Genomic DNA, 5,311 nt, shown 5'->3' with positions numbered 1-5,311 from the left:
GGTTGACGGCGTGGAGACCGTATTAAACACCGAGGCGCTTTCTGCTGGGGGTAATGCAACGGTGATTGCTAAACAAGATATAACCGCCTCAGGGGTGGGGATCACTACCGGAGGTGATCTTGCCATGGCTACAGAACAAGGTAACTTGACGATCGGTTCAGCAGAAACCCATTACCATGATGAACACGGTGATGCCACCATGCATCATAAATCAGAAGTCAACTCTGGAGGCTCAACAACGCTTTCCTCTGGAAAAGATTTGAATATTTTAGGCTCTGATGTTCAAACAAAGGATAAACTTCTCTTGCAAGCTGAGAGGAATGTTTCGATTGATGCCACACGCAACAGTATGGACAATCAGAATGGGAGTGAAACATCTCATGTTGCCTTACACAATGGCTCTCATCTAAGTTCTGGAAAAGAGACCACTGTTCTATCGGGTGGCGATATCCATATTGCTGCTTCCGATATAGATGCCAAGGGTAATGTTGCTCTTGGCGCCCAAGGGGAGGTAACAATAGGGGTGAGAAACGATGAGATGGAGTATCATCTTCGCACCAAAAACACGAAAGTGGATATGCAAGCCTCTCATGCCGTTGGCTCTTCGATAAAATCGGGAGGTGANTATCATCTTCGCACCAAAAACACGAAAGTGGATATGCAAGCCTCTCATGCCGTTGGCTCTTCGATAAAATCGGGAGGTGATACCACTGTCATTGCAGGGCAGGATGGCAAACCGCATGATCTTAGCATCACAGGTAGTTCCATTGCGGCTGATGGCAAGGTAGGGCTGAAAGCCAGCAACGATATTCTCATCAATAATGCAGAGGATAGCTTACATTATGAGATGTCGTATCACAAAGAGGGTGGGGTGTTTAGTAGCAGTAAATCTGAGCATAACAAGATGGATGTGCGCCAAGTTGTGGGGTCAAGCATAACAGGGGGTGAAGGCATTGCCATTGACTCAGGAAATAACACGGAAGTTGTCGCCTCGACGCTCATAGCCGGTAAGGCAGAGGAAACGTCAGGAGAGAAAGCACCAGGAGAACAAAAACAAGCGGATATTACCATTCACTCTGGGGGAAAGATTACTATCAAAGGCGCCCAAGAACATTTGGATCAGCAAGCACAATCGTCATCAAGTGGCTTTTTGCATGAGGAATCGTCCGATACATCTCAATCGCATACCACAACGGTCTCCTCTATCCTTGGGGCAACGGGCAACATCGTGTTAGACGCACAAGGAGAAGCCAAGATTTCTGCTTCTCATCTTCTTTCCGGTCAAGATATCAATGTGAGCGGAGAAAATGTGACGATTGATGGCATGACAGATCACCATAAAAGCCATTCAGAGACCCATGAAACAGGTTTTGGTGTGGGATCAGGTAAGGGCTTTGTGTCGATATACGGGAGTGAGGGAAAGACAGAAAATGAAGAGAGTTTTGAGCATCAAGGTTCTTCTCTCAATGCGGATGGCAATATCAACATCACTGCCAAGAAAAAAGATGTGAAAATTGTTGGCTCTGATCTTGCAGGTGAGAATATTAACCTTTCGGCAGCGCATGATGTGAATGTGCTTGTTGGTCATAATAGCCATTCCTCAAGCTCAAAGGAAGAACGTACAGGCTTTGGCATTCAGTTTGAAAAGAGCAACAGCGGTGCTTCTGTGGGTGTTGGGGTTGCAAGCGCCAAAGATACGGGCGATCAATGGGAAAATACTTCCACACAATCACACATCACGGCACGCCAAGATGTGCAGATTACTGCTGACAATGATGTGAATTTACAAGCAGCCATTGTTTCGGCGGATCGTGATGTCAACATGGATGCCGGCAATAATATCACCCTATCAGAAAGCTATGATACCTCTAACGGCAAAGAGACACATGAAAAGTCTTTTGCTGGTGTGACAACTTCCGTTGATATCGGTGTCCTTGGCACGGTACAAGGACTAAAAGATGCCGCAGATCACATGAATAATAAGGATGGTAACAATACAGTTATTAATGGCATACTGACCGGCATGAAAATCAATCACCTCTTTAATAAAGGAGAGAACTTTATTAATTGGCTGACTGGCAATACGGGGGAAAAGGGGAACACAACCAAAGGATTGAGTAGCTCATTAGGAGGATTGGGGAGCTCCACCAAGGATGCTCTTGCCAATCTGGCTGGCGCATCTGGCAGTGTAACCGTGGGCTTTAAAACTGAGAAAACAGAAGCCTCTTCTCAAGTCTCCACAGCGGTGACAGATAGCATAGAAGGCGGACGCGCTGTTAACATGCATGCCCACGAAGGCAGCATTCATGGTGTTGGCGCTGATGTTATCGCTGGTACCAATCCAATCTATGTGCTGGAAAATGATGCACAGAGCGGAAAGATCACCATGGAAGCAGGTAAAGATATCATCTTTGAAAGTGCACAAAACACGCAAAGCACACAAAACAGCAGTGAAAGTGCTTCAATGAGTGTTGGCACCGGTTATGGCACGGGTGGCGCAGGGGCAACGGGCAGTGCTGCTTTTAGTCAAGGGGAAGGTTCCAGTGAGGAAGTTCAACACAAAAACAGCCATATTATAGGCACCGGCACTGTTCATACCACGAGTGGGGCAAACACCACATTGGCAGGCGCCGTGGTTTCTGGAGAGCGTGTAGAAATGGAAGTAGGGGGTGATTTTGCCATTACCAGCCGCAGTGATACGGGACAAACTTCCAGCAAGCAAAACTCTGTTTCTGTTGGGTTTGGTGCTGGACAAACGGGTGGTGGGGGCTCCATGAGCGCCTCTTTCCAAAACGATAAATCCTCTAGTGATTATCATAGTGTTGTGGAACAATCAGGCATCAAAGCGGGTGATGGCGGCTTTAATATCATAGTTAAAGACAAAACAACGCTGACCGGAGGCATCATTGCCAGCACCGCGCCGGCAGATAAAAACAGCCTGACCACAGGAAGCATTAGCACCAGTGATATCAGCAACAGTGCCCATGCTAAAGCCAGCAGCCATGGGTTTAGCATTTCTGGTGGCGGTGCTTTGCAACAGGGGAAATATGGCATCATAAAAAATATTGCTAAAAATGCTTTAAGTCATGGAAAAGCCAAGGATGGAGCAGAAGGGGAAACCAAATCTGCTATCAGTGATGGGACTATCATCCTTACTGATACAACTGGACAAAGGGCGATGGGGCAAGATGCTGGACAAATCATTGGCTCTCTCAACCGCAACACCGCTACAGCCCACCAAGCAGTAGAACAGCTAGATGTCGCATCGCTTGAGGGGATAGTACATAATCGCGTAGATATGATCAATGATTTATCGGATGAAGGATCTAATATCTTTGAACAGAGCTTTGTAAACATGTTTATCAAAGAGCATTATCTGGCTACTGTAGATCACGATGAAAATGGCAATGTGATCTATGCAAAAGATGAAAATGGAAATCCTATAAGAGACAGTCATGGAAACCCGCAGCCGCAATATCATTATTTAACGCCTGAAGAACAACAGAATTTACAAAAAGGTTCTGATGGCAAGGTTCATGTTTTTCTCAATGGTATTTTTACAACACCAGATGACGCAGCCCATAATGCGGTTCAGTTGGCTGATAACAAGAATGATCCACACTATTTTCTGATGTTCCCTCATAGCGATTCGTTCTTGGTAGATTTGTTCATTGCAGGGTATCAGTATGCTCTAGAAGGTAAGTTGGGTATTTTGACCAATTCGACGAAGAAGTACCAGAATCTGTTGTATAGCCTTGGCAATATAGGATTGCATACTGATGCGCATAGCCGTGGCAGTATGACAGCGGGCAATGGATCGCATGATTTAGAAAAGCATGGTGTTCATGGTATAGCAAAGAAAACAACGATTAATTTCTTTGGACCAGCTTATAATACTCAAAACATGGCAGATACGTTATATATCTTAAGTGATGGAAAGCAGGATTACGTAAACTTGGAAAATCATAAAAATGACTTTGTTGGTACAAAGATTGGCAAAAATCCTTACACTTTTGGGCAAATACCTCCTGGAAGTGGTCCTTGGAAAGAAGCATGGCAAATATTTAAGGGCTACCCCAGTGTCCATGCTTGTTATGGTAATGCAGGTTCAATATGTCGACAGGCTTATGGATTACCTAATCGTACGCCAATTTATTCAAAATATTCAGGAAGAAAAAAATGAAACAAATCTTGAAATTATTAAGTGGTCTCATTCTGTTAAATATTGCTGGATGTAACATCGACAAGCCTCCACCAGGAGTTTTGAGTGCATGGGAGAAACCAGGAGCAGATTTTACTGAGGTAGGAAAAGCATTGTTAGAATGTGGTATGCCAACCCCTTATGATGTTTTTCCAGAAAATAGAAAGCTAAGCATCAATGCAGAGGCTTCCATCGATGCTTGCATGATTCAAGCAGGATTCCGCTACAAATGGGGAGGACCATATTGGTGTTATACTTTTAGAGCTGAAAACCTTCCCATTTGTCGTCCAGGTGCTGTCATACCACAGCGCAGTGTCAAGAAGCGTTTGAACAGCCCTTTTTGTAAAAAGTATAAAAATGCACCTGAATGCCAGCCTTAAGTCTTGCTTCAGTAGAGAAAGCCTTGAATTTACACCAAATAAAGCACCAGGTTGATGAGTTTGAGAAAGCCTTGTCCGTCCTTACGTGATAAGGTTTTCTTTTTATGCCGCGTCGTTATAACGTTGCTGTTTTGCTTGTTCGATTACATTCAAAAGATCCGATTGTAACCAACGGGATAAAAAGCCAAATTTTAAAGGTTTTGGGAGAGAGCCATTGGTAACATGACGCCGGAATGTTGAAACACTCATATGAAGCAGTTTTGCACTTTCACGGTCTGTTAAAAGAATATCATTTTCTGTCATACTAAAATCCTTTCAAAAGTAAAAAAATGAGAACAAATCATAACTATTTATTAACCACATTTTGGTTCATTTTTGAAGGTATTTTATTTATAGAAAACAATATTTTATCATAGTTTTTCTGATGTGATAATTTATGACTCTTATTGAGAAAGAATGAGAGAAAAGAGAGCTAAAGTTATCCACAGATCATGGGGTTATTCACCCCATATCTTAAGATTGACCCGTGACATAAGCCGCCCATTTATCCATATAAACGCGGCGCTGTTCTAGATAGTCAGTCCGACGATAGGCACGCTCTACTTTACCGCCTACTGTATGACTTAGAATAGTTTCTGCGACTTCATAAGGGGCATCGGTTGTTTCAGCGAGCCAATCACGTAAACTAGAACGAAATCCATGGGGGCATGCCTCAATTTTATTGTCTCTC

At 43.8% G+C, this 5,311-nt stretch carries 3 protein-coding genes and 1 pseudogene; 2 read left to right on the top strand and 2 right to left on the bottom strand.

Annotated features, from left to right (window positions below):
• On the top strand, positions 1-4,183 hold a 4,183-nt coding region (locus tag ACFIJW_RS01965; RefSeq protein WP_375633119.1), incomplete at its 5' end, for a hemagglutinin repeat-containing protein.
• Positions 4,180-4,581: a hypothetical protein gene (locus ACFIJW_RS01960; protein ID WP_375618845.1), complete on the top strand. Its 402-nt coding sequence runs from the start codon at positions 4,180-4,182 to the stop codon at positions 4,579-4,581. The genes ACFIJW_RS01965 and ACFIJW_RS01960, both read left to right, overlap by 4 nt.
• 102 nt (positions 4,582-4,683) lie before the next feature.
• Here the strand turns inward: ACFIJW_RS01960 and ACFIJW_RS01955 are convergent, their stop codons facing one another.
• Entirely contained in the window at positions 4,684-4,884 is a 201-nt protein-coding gene (locus ACFIJW_RS01955; RefSeq protein ID WP_015856172.1) for an AlpA family transcriptional regulator, read from the bottom strand.
• Positions 4,885-5,094: 210 nt separating this feature from the next.
• A pseudogene (locus ACFIJW_RS01950) lies at positions 5,095-5,311 on the bottom strand (integrase); the annotation flags it as partial.

The organism is Bartonella sp. MM97QHHN (assembly GCF_042194285.1).
GTDB lineage: Bacteria > Pseudomonadota > Alphaproteobacteria > Rhizobiales > Rhizobiaceae > Bartonella.
The sequence above is the reverse complement of the archived record's forward strand: the minus strand, read 5'-3'. Positions and strand labels throughout refer to the sequence as shown.

Excerpts from the sequence above, each read along its gene's own strand:
- ACFIJW_RS01960 (WP_375618845.1), top strand. The coding sequence starts at position 4,180 with ATGAAACAAATCTTGAAATTATTAAGTGGTCTCATTCTGTTAAATATT.
- ACFIJW_RS01955 (WP_015856172.1), bottom strand. The coding sequence starts at position 4,884 with ATGACAGAAAATGATATTCTTTTAACAGACCGTGAAAGTGCAAAACTG.